Genomic DNA, 13,793 nt, shown 5'->3' on the forward strand with positions numbered 1-13,793 from the left:
AAACTTTACAATTCTGTAACATAACGAAAAGATTAGAATAGAAGGTGTACTAAAAGATCGTTAGAAATAAAGTGTCATAAGCTAGAAAGTTGGTTTTTTATTTAAGATAATCTTGTAACTCATTTTCTAAAAATGGTTTTGCGGATAAAAACTGCACAAATTCGACATATTTCGCGCGTTGCTCATTCGTAGGCATATTACCTGTGTAATACGCACGAATTAAAATATTTTTCGGTGTATTTTCCATATCGATAAATTCTAGTAATTGTGTTTCATAGCCAACAAGTGATAGTAGCTCTGCACGAATTGAATCTGTCGCTAGTGCAGCAAAACGCTCTTTAATAAGGCCATGCTGAGTCATAATGGATAGCGCTGGTGCTTGAAGCTGACGGTTTAATTCATGCTGGCAACATGGCACACTTAAGATTACCTTTGCTCCCCATCTAACAGCGCGGGCTAAGGCCATGTCTGTTGCAACATCACATGCATGTAAAGTTACAACCATATCCACAGCAGTTTCCTCATTATAATCATTAATATCCCCAACAAGGAATTCTAAATCCTCATATTGTAGGTCATGTGCGATACGATTGCACTCTTCAATAACTTCCTTCTTTAAGTCTAGCCCTGTCACACGGATATTAAGCCCTTTTTCGATTTTTAAATAATGATACAACGCAAATGTTAAATAAGACTTGCCTGAACCAAAATCTAAAATTCGTATTTGCTTATCTTTCGGTAAGTAAGTTAAAGAATCATCGATAAATTCGACAAATCGGTTAATTTGCTTAAATTTATCGTATTTTTGTTTTTTTATTTTACCGTCATCTGATTGAACACCTAGACGTACTAAAAAAGGATACGTTCGGGAATCATCTAATAAGTATTGTTTTTTGCGGTTATGTGACAGGTTAAGTTGCTTAGAAGATGTACTTCTATCCGTCTTCCAAAGAACCTTGTTTTTTTTCGACAGTTGAATTTGAACTGTTTGCTCTGTAAATTCTACATGCGCTTGGCGGAACTGTTCAAATAATTCGTCGAACTGTCTATTTAATTCAGCGAGTGGAATGTTACTGTGCTTTAAAATGCGTTCATATTGGTATTCCAATTGAATCATATATTCGCCACGTATTTCGACGGGCTTTAGTTTTACACGTTTTAAGTCATTAGATTTTTGACGTGGTTGACTAATCGTTGCTTGAATTAATGTTTTATTAGTAAAAAGTGCAAGTAGCTGCTCTTTCATTTGCTCGAATTCCATAAAAACCGCCTTTTCTTTCAGTAATATTTCTTATTATTTTATCATAATGCGCTTTAGAGGCGCGATTGTACACATTTTTGTTTTGTATGTTACGATGTTAGCAAATAAAGAGACGTTTGTTATTTTTAAGGAGGCAACAGTATTGAATTTAATGAAAGACGTTGAAGTTTTAATTGAAAAAGGCATATTAGTCGGCGTAAATTTACAAAAGGATGACCATTTTGATTATTCAATGGAAGAACTAGCAAATTTAGCAGAGGCACTAAATGTAGAAGTCGTTGGTACTGTGACGCAAAATTTAGAGCGTGTCACATCTTCTCATTATGTAGGTACAGGAAAAATCGAAGAAATTAAAGCTTTTTTTGATGAAACAGGTGCCAATATTGTTATTTTTAATGATGAGTTGTCACCTTCTCAAATTCGTAATTTAGAGCGTGATTTAGAATGTAAAGTAATCGATCGTACGATGCTCATTTTAGATATTTTTAGTCGACGTGCAAAAACTCGAGAAGCTCAGCTACAAGTAGAACTAGCTCAATTACAATATATGCTACCGCGTTTAGTTGGGCTACACGCTTCGCTTTCACGTCAAGGTGGAGGTACCGGTGGAGGCTTTAAAAACCGTGGAGCAGGTGAAACAAAGTTAGAGCTGGACCGCCGTAAAATTGAAGACCAAATTGCAAAAATCAAAAAAGATTTAGAAGTTGTAAAGGAACAACGCGAAACACAACGTAAGCAGCGACGTAAAAATGAAGTACCTGTTGTCTCTATTGTAGGCTACACGAATGCAGGGAAATCAACGATTATGAATCAACTGCTTGCGAAAATGGGGCAAGATGATACGAAGCAAGTATTCGAAAAAGACATGCTGTTTGCAACACTTGAAACATCTGTTCGAAATATTGAGCTAGAAGATAACAAAACATTCCTATTAACCGATACGGTTGGATTCGTTAGTAAGCTACCTCACCATTTAGTTAAGGCATTCCGTTCGACACTAGAGGAAGCCCGTGAGGCAAATCTTCTACTACACGTAGTGGATGTATCCAACGATGATTACCGTTTTATGATGGATGTAACGAACGAAACGTTAAAAGCGATTGACGTAGAGGACATTCCAACAATTTATGTTTACAATAAATCGGATATAGCGAATGTAGAATATCCGCTTGTAAGTGGCGATAATATTTGGATTTCTGCAAGGGAAGGTAAAGGATTAGATGAGCTAGTAGAAATAATTCGTAAGCAAATTTTTGCAAACTACAAAACATGTGACATGCTTATCCCTTATGACCAGGGCGGCGTTGTTTCATATTTAAATGAGTATGCTACTATTTTGGCAACGTCCTATGAAGAAGAAGGGACACTTGTTAAAGTCGAAATAAAAGAAGCCGATTACAATAAATACGAACAATACGTCGTAAAATAAAGGAAAGCACAGTTTGTAACATTTCGTTACTAGCTGTGCTTTTTTACTTTAAATTTTTTAGTTGAATAATGTTCTAAAGCGAATAACTTTGGGTAAAGATGCTAGAGATACTCTAATTTTATCTGATTATAAAGAAAATACGTAAAATTATAACATATTATTGAATTCTTGATTTTAACAAACTATTGCGTTAAAGTGTTTAAATGCATTTATCAGACGTCTGACAATGAGTTGAATTGTCGGAATATTTATTAATTGGAGGAAATTTCAAATGTATTCAAAAGAAGAAATCGTGAAATCCGTTCCTCAAACCGGCTTCTTTGGTCAGCCTAAAGGTTTATTTACATTATTCTTTACAGAGTTTTGGGAACGATTTTCTTACTATGGTATGCGTGCCATTCTTATCTTCTATATGTACTATGCCGTTAAAGATGGTGGATTAGGATTAGATCGTACACAGGCAAGTATTATTATGTCGATTTACGGATCATTAATCTACATGTCAGGTATTATTGGGGGTTGGATTGCTGACCGCATTACAGGTACTCGTAAAGCCGTATTCTACGGTGGTATTTTAATTATGGTCGGCCATATTTTACTTGCATTACCTTTAGGGGTAACCGCATTGTACTTATCAATGTTCTTCATCATTATTGGGACAGGGTTATTAAAACCAAACGTATCATCAGTAGTAGGGGATTTATATTCAGATAACGATGCACGTCGTGATTCAGGGTTCTCTATTTTCTACATGGGTATTAACATGGGTGGTTTCCTAGCACCTTTATTAGTAGGGTTATTCCAAAAAAACTGGGGCTTCCATGCTGGATTCGCAGTAGCGGCAGTTGGTATGTTTATTGGTCTCGTTGTTTATTTAATGTCACAAAAAAGCTTAGGATTAGCGGGTTCAATGCCGCCGAATCCATTAACTGCTAAAGAAAAGAAAACATCTGCCCGTAACTTTATAATTGGTGGTATCGTTATTGTTATTTTAGGTGCTATCGCTTATAAGACAGGGCATGCAAGCATTGAAAACTTCTCATTATTAATCACAGCATTAGGTATTTTAATACCTACAGTATTTATTATTTATATGTACCGTAGTCCAAAAACAAATGCGGATGAAAAATCTCGTTTATTAGCCTACGTACCATTATTCCTTTGTGCGGTAATGTTCTGGGCAATCGCTGAACAGTCTTCAACAATTTTAGCGACATTCATTGATACACGTACAAACTTAAACCTTTGGGGTTTTGATATTCCAGCAGCATGGTTCCAATCATTTAATCCATTATTTATAATTGCAATTGCACCATTATTTGCGATTCTTTGGACGAAGTTAGGTGACCGTGGTCCTTCAACACCGAAGAAGTTTGCTATGTCATTATTCTTCTCAGGTGCATCATTTCTCATTATGATTGCTGCAATCGTTTTAACACCGGAAGATACATTAGTTAATCCTTTATGGGTTGTCTTCTCAATCTTCCTAGTAGTATTAGGCGAATTATTACTTTCACCAGTTGGATTATCTGCCACAACGAAACTTGCACCGGCAGCATTTGCTGGTCAAACAATGGCGCTATGGTTCTTAGCTGCTGCGGCTGCACAAGCAATTAACGCACAATTAGTACGTGTTTACGAAGTTGTTTCAGAAACAATGTACTTTGGTGTATTAGGTGGTTTATCGATTGTTTTAGGTATTATCATCTTATTTATTTCACCGATTATTTCAAAAGCAATGCGCGGTATTAAATAGTTTTTGACCCCTGATTTATAGTTGTTTCTATAAATAGGGGGTTTTTTATTGGGTGAAAAAAGGAATAATAAAAGATAACTACTTTAAAGTTATGAAAGTGGTATATAATGGGATAAAACCGTCGGGGGAAAGCATATTTAAAACCGGCTATTCATACTTCAAGTGGGGAAGATTTACACTATATACAAAAAAGCACTCCCGATATAACGGCATCCATGCTTAATTTTGGATGAAGATTATTGTCACGGTTACACCATCCAACTAGGTCGTTCATTTAAGAACGACTTATTATTGGAGCTGAAATATTTTTAAGAGTAGTGAGCTTAGCCTTACAAAAAGTACCTTTAGGAGAGGACGGAAACTATGTTAGAATCAGTGACAGTAAAGGAATTGACTACAATTGAGCAAATTGAAGAAGCAAGAAAGCTAGAACATGATATTTGGGCGGTAGGTAGTATTCCTGTGCACCAGACGATTGCAACAATTCGCAATGGTGGAATTGTTTTAGGTGCTTATTTGAATGATGAACTTGTTGGTTTTAATTATAGTTGCCCGGGATATATGAATGAAGAAGTTTATTTATATTCCCATATGCTCGGTGTAAAACGACATTATCGTGAGCAGGGTATTGGCGAACTCATGAAAATTTATTTAAAAGACATTGCAACTGAACGTGGATATCGAAATTGCCGATGGACATTTGATCCATTAGAGGCCCGCAGTGGATTTATAAATTTCTCTAAACTACGTAGCTATAGTGATACGTACATTCCAAACTGCTATGGGGAAATGGAAGATCCGTTTAACCGTGATTTGCCAACGGACAGACTTTGTGTAGAATGGCAGCTTGTCGATAATGATTACTTACGATGGAATGCGAAAGTAGAAGAAATTCTCGACGAAGCAAAGCCGATTGTAAATTGGTCTTTAACGAAACAAGGCTTACCATTATTAGATGAGGAAAAACGTTTTGACAAAGACGAGTCATTTATTAACGATGCCTATATATTACCTATTCCAGCTAATTTCCAAAAAATCAAGGTTGAAAGCCCGGCGCTTGCAGAAGATTGGCGATACAAAACACGCCATATTTTACAGTCATTATTTGAGCAAGACTATAAAATCATTCATTTATCAAAACAAAATGAGCATATTTGTGAATACGTGCTTGTAAAGCGTTCTTTATTTGCTCTATAAAATAGGAGCGATTGTATTTAATGAAGCTAGTAGAGGTAACAATTTATCAAGTAGAAATGAAAATGAAAACTCCGTTCACTACGAGCCTTGGAACGATGCAAAATAAACGTTTTATTGTATTGGAAGCAACAGACGAGACAGGCATAGTAGGATGGGGAGAAGGCGTGGCTTTTGAGGAGCCAACTTATACGGAGGAAACGTTCAAAACATCGCTTCATCTGTTAGAAGATTTTTTAATTCCACAGCTTCTTCAAGTTGAGCTAACGCATCCGGATGAGGTATATGAACGATTTCGCCCGATTCGACGTAATAACATGGCTAAAGCAGCGATAGAAGGGGCAGTTTGGGATATTTACTCACAGCTGACAAAGCAGTCATTAGCTGAAGCAATTGGAGGTGTGCAAAAACAAATTGAGGTTGGAATTAGTATTGGGCTACAACCCTCGGATGAGCAGCTTATTGAAACAATCCACAGCTTTTTAGAGCAAGGTTATAAACGGATTAAAGTAAAAATTAAGCCAGGTAAAGATATCGACCTTTTACGTACGATTCGTCGAGCGTTTCCTCATGTTCCATTAATGGCAGATGCAAATTCAGCTTACACGTTAGAACAGATTGATTTATTAAGGCAACTTGATCAATTTAACTTATTGATGATTGAACAGCCGCTTGCTCATGATGATTTAATCGATCATGCGACATTGCAAAAACAAATCAAAACGCCAATTTGCTTAGATGAAAGTATCACTTCATTAGAAGATGCACGTAAAGCGATCCAGCTTGGGAGCTGTGGTGTTATAAATATTAAAATTGCAAGAGTAGGTGGCATTAGTGAAGCAAAACGCATTCATGATTTCTGTGCATTGCATCAAATACCAGTTTGGTGCGGTGGTATGCTAGAAGCAGGAATTGGAAGGGCACATAATGTAGCGCTAACAAGTTTATCGAATTTTACATTGCCTGGTGATACCGCTGCCTCTTCACGCTATTGGTATGAGGATATTATTACACCCGAAGTGACAGTTCAAGATGGTTATATTACGGTTCCATCAGAAGTGGGGTTCGGACATGAAATAAATCGTCAAGTATTGCAAAAACATACGATTTATAAAAAAACAATACGTGCCGTTTGAGTGGTATCAAGTGTTATAAAAGGTGTTACAGCATAGGGAAGGTTGTATAAAAAGGGGTACTCCTTTTTATACAACCTTTTTCTTTCGACAATATGTTGATGGTACATAGAATCTCGGATAAATGAAAATAATCTCGAAATTACATGAATGTTAGAAAGATAGATAAATATTTTTATAGGTATTGAATGGCGGTTTGATTTTCATCCACTAGCTCGCTATAATTGAATAGGAAAAAGTGATAATCATTTTCAATGAGAATTAAAAATATATATAATAGTAGGAGAATGAAATGAGACTTTGGATGCTAGTGACAGCAACCATCATCTTATCCTTTATATCACTATTTATCGGGGCAATTGATATTAAGCCGACGGATTTACTTGATTGGGACTCTGATAAAACGCAGATTTTTCTAATGAGCCGTCTACCTCGATTAATGGCGATTATACTTGCAGGGGCAGGGATGGGTATTGCTGGTTTAATTATGCAAAGCTTAAGTCGCAACAAGTTCGTATCACCAACAACAGCGGGTACTCTTGATGCAGCAAAACTTGGTGTAATTGTATCAATGATTTTCTTTACAAGTATGTCTTATATGGGACAAATCATATTTAGTTTTACTTTTGCTTTAATCGGAACATTTATCTTTATGCAGCTATTAGAGCGAATTAAATTTAAGGATGTCATCTTCGTTCCACTTATCGGTATTATGTACGGTAATATTATTGGAGCTATTTCTACCTTTTTAGGGTATGAAGCAGATGTTTTACAAAATGTTGACTCATTCTTCCTAGGTAGCTTTACTTTAGTTGTATCGGGTCGTTATGAGCTGCTATATGTAGCGGTCCCAGCCATTATACTTGCTTATATTTATGCGAATAAGTTTACTGTAGCAGGTATGGGGGAGGACTTTGCCAAAAACTTAGGCTTAAGTTATCGTACAGTTTTAAATATTGGATTAGTTATCGTTACAATCATATCAACAACAGTTGTTTTAACAGTAGGGATTATTCCTTTCTTAGGTTTAATTGTACCGAATCTTGTATCACTTTATTTAGGAGATAATTTAAGAAAAACAATTCCTCATACGATTTTCATGGGTTCAGCATTTTTATTAGCTTGTGATATTATTAGCCGAGTAATTGTACATCCGTTTGAAATTCCAGTGAATACAACGGTAGCTGTAATAGGTAGTGCAATCTTCTTAATTATGTTATTTAGGGGGAAAGCATATGCGAAAAAATAGTACAAAGCTAATAATACTAGCAGTTATTGCATTGATTTTTATGGCGTTATTTGCCTTTTATAACATTCAAGGTGGCTTCAGTTATGCCTTTCCAAAACGATTGGAACGACTATTTGCGATGGTTATTACAGGTACAGCCATTGCATTTGCAACTGTCATATTCCAAACAGTTACACACAATCGCTTATTAACCCCTTCTATGATGGGTGTAGACTCAATGTATGAGGTCGTACAAACTGTTATTTATTTTACAGCTGGTTCAGCCTCGATTTTTGTAGTGAGTCGTTATTTAAACTTCGGAACAGCCATTTTTGCAATGGTTTTATTCGCCTTATTACTTTATCGATTCCTATTCCGAGCAGATAAATACCCAATCTTCCTCTTATTATTAGCGGGAATGATTATTGGTACACTTTTAGGAAGTTTAGTAACCTTTATGCAAGTTTTAATTGATCCAGTCGAGTACGAAAGTTTACAAGGGCGTCTATTTGCAAGCTTTATGAACGTAAAAACGGAACTATTGCTTATTGCAGTCGTAATCTTAGGGCTAGCGTTTATTTACGGCTATCGTTTATTACGTGATTTAGATGTAATGTCACTTGGACGCGATAACGCCATTAATTTAGGTGTGAATTATGATAAAATTGTGCTAAAAGTATTAATTTTATCTTCTGTTTTAATTGCTGTTTCAACTGCACTTGTTGGACCAGTAACGTTTTTAGGGTTAATAGTATCAAATTTAGCGTATCAATATTTAGCTACGTACAAGCATTCAGTTTTAATTATTGGTGCGAGTTTAATTAGTATTATTGCATTAGTCGGTGGACAGTTCCTTGTACAGCATATCTTCCATTTAAATACAACAATTAGTGTCGTGATTAATTTTGTGGGTGGTATTTACTTTATTTACTTATTACTAAAAGAAAGTAGGAGAGCAGGATGATTGAAATAAAAGGACTTTCTAAAAGCTTTGGGAAAAAACCAGTTGTTGAAAATGTCACGTTACAAATTCAGCCAAAAGCCATTACTTCATTCATCGGTCCTAATGGTGCAGGTAAATCTACGTTATTATCGATGGTGAGTCGTCTATTAGATGCAGATACTGGCGAAGTTTTTTTAGATCAAACGGACGTTAAAAAAATGAAATCCGATGCATTTGCAAAACGTGTTGCAATTTTAAAACAGGCAAATCATTTAAATATACGTTTAACAGTTCGTGAACTTGTATCATTTGGTCGTTATCCGTATTCAAAAGGTCGTTTAAATGCAGAGGATGAAAAAATTGTCGATCAAGCTTTAGAATATATGAACTTAGAGGACATGCAAGATAAGTTTTTAGATGAGCTATCAGGCGGTCAAAAGCAGCGTGCGTTTATTTCTATGGTCATCGCACAGGATACAGAATATATTTTGTTAGATGAGCCATTAAACAACTTAGATATGAAACACTCGGTTCAAATTATGAAAATTTTGCGCAAGCTTGTGGATGAGTTAGGGAAAACGGTTGTAATTGTGCTACATGATATTAACTTTGCTTCAGTATACTCAGATCGAATTGTTGCTTTAAAAGATGGCCGTCTAGTAAAAGATGGCCCAACGAATGAAATTATTAATTCAGAAGCTTTACGTGATGTATACGATATGCATATACCAGTTCAAGAGCAGGATGGTTGTCGAATTTGTGTGTATTTTAACTCTCACACATAATGGTTAGGAAATGTATAACTAGTTATTACATATACATTTCTTTCCTTAATTTAAATGAGAATGAAAATTAATTTCGTGAAATTAATTGACAACATTAAACAGTTAGATTAGAATAACGTTAGCTTAATGAAAACGATTATCACTCTCGTTTAGAGTGATGCAAATTAGGAGGAGAAAGAAATAATGAAAAAGTGGAAATTTTTAACTGCTGCAGCTTTAACATTAATGTTAGCGGCGTGTGGTTCAGATGAAGAAACATCAACTGCAGGTGACACAAATGAACCTGCTGAAACAGAGCAAACAACAGGATCAGAAGTAGCAGAAGCGCCAGTATTCCCTATGACAGTTTCTTCATTATCTGCTGAGCGTGAAGGCGAAGATGGAAAAAAACAAGTATTTGAAGATGTAACTTTCGATAAAATGCCAGAGAATATTGTTGTATTCGATTATGGTTTCTTAGATACATTAGATGCATTAGGTGTTGAAGGGATTGTAGGTATCGCTGCAAACGGCGGTAAAGGTAACTTCCCAGAGCACTTAAAAGAAAAATATTTAACTGACTCAGTAGCTGACGTTGGTACATTAAAAGCAATCGACTTTGAAAAAGTAGCAGCTGCAAATCCAGATGCAATCTTTATTTCTGGACGCCAAACTCAATTCTATGAAGAATTAAAAGAAATTACACCAAATGTAGTTTTCATCGGTTCTGATAACCAAAATTACATTGATGCTGTTTATGAAACAGTTGATTTAGCGGCTGATATCTTCGGTAAACAAGAAAAAGCGGAAGAGTTAAAAGCAAACTTACAAGCTAAAGTTGACGAAGTAAAAGCAAAAGCAGGTAACTACGAGAACGCTTTAGTAGCAATGTATAACGACAAAAAAATCTCTGGATTTGATAACGGTGCAGATTCTCGCTTTGCATATGTATACAATGACTTTGGCTTCAAACCAGCAACAACTGATATCAAAGCTTCAGCTCACGGTTCAGACTTCTCTTATGAGTCGATCCTTTCTGTAGACCCAGAAGTATTATTAGTAATCGACCGTACAGCTTCTGACGTAGAGACAATCAAAGCTGACATCGAAAACGATATCATCAAAAAAACTCGCGCTTACAAAGAAGGTAAAATCGTATACTTAGACGGAGTTAACTGGTACTTCTCTTCAAACGGTGTAACAACTGAAGCGGATAAATTAGATGAGATTCTAAACGAATTAAAATAATTCAATGAATATGGAGCATGTCTCACGGGAGGCATGCTCTTTTTTAATAAAAGGAGCTGGTTATATGTTCGTACAAATTCGTAAATGGATTGTAACTGAAGGCAATTCACAAAAAATTATTGAGCGCTTTAGCAAAAAGCCAGATCAAGGACCATCTTTATTAGAACAACGTGAAGGATTTATTAGTCGTGAGCTACTAGTAAAAAATGTCCGCCGTGGTGAAGAAGAAGTTATAATGATCATCCGCTGGGACTCTGAGGAGGCATGGAAAGCTTGGGAAAAAAGCCCTGAGCATATTGCTGGTCATAAAGCTAAAATTAAAGAGCATGGTGGAAAGCCACCAAAACCAGAGTTCGTCATTTCAATGGAACATGGAAATTATACAGTAGTAGAATGAGCTCGTGTATAGTAGGGTAAGAAAAGGTAGATAAATAATAAAGTTGTTCACTTAACCATCTAGTTAAAGGAACAACTTTTTTATGTTTAAAAAAGCTCCCTTTTTCATATATAAGTGATAATAAGATGAAAAAGAGTATATGTGAGGAGAAATGTAAATGAAAAAATGGGCATATCCGTTAGCTCTAGCTACCTTTTTTATTTTTATAGGTATCGCATTGAACATTAACAATCCGTCGTTTCTTTCATTTGATGATAAGATGGCATCTCTTTTAAGGGGCAACTCATTTTTCCTTGTTTTTCATCATCTTGGGGAGCCCAAATTTATCGTAGCTGTAGCAATTGTGATGTCGATCTATTTATGGGTTCGAAAAAGAAATTACCGAGGGATGCTACTCATCATTTTAACATTTGCTGTAGGGAATTCACTGAATCAATCATTAAAACTATATTTTGCACGACCAAGACCAGAAATAATTGATCAATTAACATCCTTTAGTTTCCCCTCCGGACATTCACAAATGAGCATACTTTACTTGCTGACGCTAGCGTATTTATTTTCTGAAATGCTATCAAACAAGAAGAAAATTAGAATCCTCTGGATTGCCGCCATTTTGTTAGTTTGCTTTATAGGCTTGTCACGCATAGCAGGTGATCGTCACTTTGCTACGGACGTAATTGCAGGGTGGAGCATAGGCTATACATGGTTTATCATTTGTATTTTATGGTATGAATCAAGAAAACGAGCGTTTAATAATATGAGCTCCTAAATAGGAAGGAGTTCATTTTTTAAGCTAAAAGTTGGTTTCTGACATAAGATGTTACTTGACTAAAAAAATTTGTCCAAGGGAAACAAATGATTTATAATCAGAGTAATAGTTATAAGAAAAAGGGAGAATTGTATGGATGAAAATGTTTTATTAGCACTTGGCCTTACATTATTTGCAGGGCTTGCTACAGGGATTGGTAGTTTAATTGCCTTTTTCACAACTCGTACAAATAAAAAGTTTTTGTCAATTGCATTAGGCTTTTCAGCGGGTGTCATGATATATGTGTCATTAATAGAGATTTTTGTGAAAGCAAAGGATGCTTTGACAAATGTTCATGGTGAAACAAAAGGATATTGGTTAACATTGGCTGGCTTCTTTGGAGGGATGTTGTTGATTGCTCTAATTGATCGTTTCATTCCAAAGGGCAATAATCCTCATGAAGTAAAGTCTGTAGAGGATGTTCAGAAGGCACAAATGCAAAGCAACGATGAGATAGAAGCGGATCGTTTGATGAAGATGGGATTATTTACTGCATTAGCTATTGCTATACACAACTTCCCGGAAGGTATCGCGACCTTTATGTCTGTTATACAAGATCCAAGCGTTGGTATCGCTATAGCAATTGCTGTAGCAATTCACAATATCCCTGAAGGTATTGCAGTAGCTATTCCAATTTTCTACGCAACAGGGAAGCGTATGAAGGCTTTTAAATGGTCATTCGCTTCTGGATTATCAGAACCTCTAGGTGCACTAATTGCTTATTTAATATTAATGCAATTTATGACAGATACCCTGTTTGGTGTTGTTTTTGCAGGGGTAGCAGGTATTATGGTCTTTATTTCTATTGATGAACTGTTGCCGGCAGCTAAAAAATACGATGAGGCGCACTCTTCAATATATGGTTTAGTTGCTGGTATGGCCGTGATGGCAATTAGTCTAGTGTTATTAATTTAATGATTAAAAAGGAGCTTTCCATCGGGAGGCTCCTTTTGTTATGAATTTCAATTATGAAGCGGTCGTTACATTTTCAGAAGCAACCGTAAAGCTTTGATTATGATGTTCATTGTTTTCGATTTCATCAAGTAATGCAACTGCAAAGTCAGCATAACTAATATAACTATTAAATTGAGAATTTACTAAAAGTCGACCTTCACCTTTAAGATAATGTCCAGTACGAGGACCATCTGAATCAAACATTGCAGACGGAATCATATATGTCCAATGAATAGATGAGTTTTCGAGGTCTTCTAAACATTGAAGCTGTGCTTTTGCATTTGGGATTAGTTCTTTTGGGTAGTCTTTGTGATCCATTAATCGTTTCGTTTGCTCCTTATCTAAATAAAGGCATCCTGGGCTCCCAATACCAATTATTTTTTTGGAGGTGTTTTCTAATAAAGAAATGAAATGTTGCCCTGCGGATATGTGTAAGTGTTCCTCCCCTGTTGGAGGAGCAAAGGCATTAATAATAATATCAAATGGCGTAAGCTGATCTTTTGTCAAAGTAAATAAATCCGATTCAATGACGGGAATGTCCGAAATTTGTAGAATTGATTTATTTTTCACTATAGCTGTTACATCTAAGTTGCGCATTATGGCCTCTCTTAAAATATGTGTACCTGCTTTCCCAGCAGCTCCAATTACTGCAAGTTTCATAAATATTACCCCTTTCTA

At 35.9% G+C, this 13,793-nt stretch carries 13 protein-coding genes; 11 read left to right on the top strand and 2 right to left on the bottom strand.

The genetic code is table 11. The annotated features are described in order from the left end of the window. Positions 1–97: 97 nt before the first annotated feature. Complete coding sequence (locus MKZ17_RS01300) at positions 98–1,261, bottom strand: class I SAM-dependent methyltransferase (protein WP_340722021.1); 1,164 nt, start codon at positions 1,259–1,261, stop codon at positions 98–100. 151 nt (positions 1,262–1,412) lie between these two features. On the opposite strand from MKZ17_RS01300, the gene hflX reads away from it, so the two are divergent. From hflX to zupT, 11 genes are all read left to right on the top strand, one after another. After that, on the top strand, positions 1,413–2,690 hold the full coding sequence (gene hflX / locus MKZ17_RS01305; RefSeq protein WP_340725482.1) for a GTPase HflX: 1,278 nt from the start codon (positions 1,413–1,415) through the stop codon (positions 2,688–2,690). Between the two features lie 271 nt (positions 2,691–2,961). Beyond that, positions 2,962–4,446: a peptide MFS transporter gene (locus MKZ17_RS01310; RefSeq protein ID WP_340722022.1), complete on the top strand. Its 1,485-nt coding sequence runs from the start codon at positions 2,962–2,964 to the stop codon at positions 4,444–4,446. A gap of 363 nt (positions 4,447–4,809) precedes the next feature. Then, entirely contained in the window at positions 4,810–5,643 is an 834-nt protein-coding gene (locus tag MKZ17_RS01315) for a GNAT family N-acetyltransferase (protein ID WP_340722023.1), read from the top strand. A 20-nt stretch (positions 5,644–5,663) separates the two neighbouring features. Continuing rightward, positions 5,664–6,776 (top strand): o-succinylbenzoate synthase, encoded by a 1,113-nt coding sequence (menC, locus tag MKZ17_RS01320; RefSeq protein WP_340722024.1) that lies wholly within the window; start codon positions 5,664–5,666, stop codon positions 6,774–6,776. A 289-nt stretch (positions 6,777–7,065) separates the two neighbouring features. Then, positions 7,066–8,022: an ABC transporter permease gene (locus MKZ17_RS01325; protein ID WP_340722025.1), complete on the top strand. Its 957-nt coding sequence runs from the start codon at positions 7,066–7,068 to the stop codon at positions 8,020–8,022. After that, entirely contained in the window at positions 8,009–8,965 is a 957-nt protein-coding gene (locus MKZ17_RS01330) for an iron chelate uptake ABC transporter family permease subunit (protein ID WP_340722026.1), read from the top strand. Before MKZ17_RS01325 ends, MKZ17_RS01330 begins: the two co-directional genes overlap by 14 nt. After that, positions 8,962–9,729, top strand: a complete 768-nt coding sequence (locus MKZ17_RS01335; protein WP_340722027.1) for an iron ABC transporter ATP-binding protein — start codon at positions 8,962–8,964, stop codon at positions 9,727–9,729. The genes MKZ17_RS01330 and MKZ17_RS01335 overlap by 4 nt, the downstream gene beginning before the upstream one ends. 183 nt (positions 9,730–9,912) lie before the next feature. After that, on the top strand, positions 9,913–10,956 hold the full coding sequence (locus MKZ17_RS01340) for a siderophore ABC transporter substrate-binding protein (RefSeq protein WP_340722028.1): 1,044 nt from the start codon (positions 9,913–9,915) through the stop codon (positions 10,954–10,956). 64 nt (positions 10,957–11,020) lie between these two features. Continuing rightward, a complete protein-coding gene (locus tag MKZ17_RS01345) occupies positions 11,021–11,353 on the top strand; it encodes an antibiotic biosynthesis monooxygenase family protein (protein WP_340722029.1) in 333 nt (110 codons plus the stop codon). Positions 11,354–11,510: 157 nt separating this feature from the next. Beyond that, complete coding sequence (locus MKZ17_RS01350; protein ID WP_340722030.1) at positions 11,511–12,122, top strand: phosphatase PAP2 family protein; 612 nt, start codon at positions 11,511–11,513, stop codon at positions 12,120–12,122. A gap of 132 nt (positions 12,123–12,254) precedes the next feature. Beyond that, positions 12,255–13,076 carry a zinc transporter ZupT gene (gene zupT / locus MKZ17_RS01355; protein ID WP_340722031.1) on the top strand — a complete coding sequence of 274 codons (822 nt, stop codon included), beginning with the start codon at positions 12,255–12,257 and terminating at the stop codon, positions 13,074–13,076. Between the two features lie 51 nt (positions 13,077–13,127). On the opposite strand, the gene MKZ17_RS01360 is transcribed toward zupT, so the two are convergent. Further along, positions 13,128–13,775 (bottom strand): NAD(P)-dependent oxidoreductase, encoded by a 648-nt coding sequence (locus MKZ17_RS01360; protein WP_340722032.1) that lies wholly within the window; start codon positions 13,773–13,775, stop codon positions 13,128–13,130. Positions 13,776–13,793 lie beyond the last annotated feature (18 nt).

It is taken from the genome of Solibacillus sp. FSL R7-0682, assembly GCF_038005985.1.
GTDB lineage: Bacteria > Bacillota > Bacilli > Bacillales_A > Planococcaceae > Solibacillus.